The following is a 796-nucleotide window of genomic DNA, read 5'->3' on the forward strand; positions in this document are numbered from 1 at the left end:
GATGCGCGGCTCACCGAGCAGATCATGGCGGCGCTCTATCTCAACCATCCCTATGGCCGTCCGGTGATCGGCTGGCACCAGGAAATCGAAAAGCTCGACCGCGAGGACGCGCTCGCCTTCTACAAGCGCTTCTATGCGCCCAACAACGCGATCCTGATCATCGCCGGCGACGTCGACGCGAGCGAGATCCGCCCGATGGTGGAGAAGAATTTCGCCGACATTCCTACGCAACCCTCGATCCCCGCAAAACGGCTGCGTCCGCAGGAACCGACGGCGGTCTCGCCGCGCACGGTGACGCTGGCCGATCCACGCGTCGAGCAGCCGACCATGCGCCGCTATTACCTCGTCCCGTCGGCCGCCACGGCGGCGGTGGGCGAAAGCCCCGCGCTCGACGTGCTCGCGCAACTGATGGGCGGCGGCGCCAATTCCTACCTCTACCGCTCGCTGGTGATCGACCGTCAGCTCGCGATCTCGACCGGCGCCAATTACCAGGGCACCGCGCTCGACCCCTCGCAGTTCATCATCGCCGCAACACCGAAGCCTGGCGTCGAGTTCGCGCAGATCGAGGACGCCATCGACAAGGTCATTGCCGATATCGCGCAGAACCCGCCGCGCGCCGAGGACCTCGAGCGCGTGAAGACCCAGTTGATCGCGGAATCGATCTACGCGCAGGATAACCAGGCGACGCTGGCACGCTGGTATGGCGGCGCGCTCACCACGGGTTTGAGCGTCGACGATATCAGGAGCTGGCCCGAGCGCATCCGCGCCGTCACCGCCGAACAGGTCCGCGAAGCCG

At 66.1% G+C, this 796-nt stretch carries 1 protein-coding gene; it reads left to right on the plus strand.

Going from position 1 to position 796, the window contains the following annotated elements:
• The coding region (locus ACZXDY_RS46170; protein WP_464350051.1) for a M16 family metallopeptidase at positions 1 to 796 on the plus strand (796 nt) is incomplete at both ends.

The organism is Bradyrhizobium sp. LeoB3, from assembly GCF_055456055.1.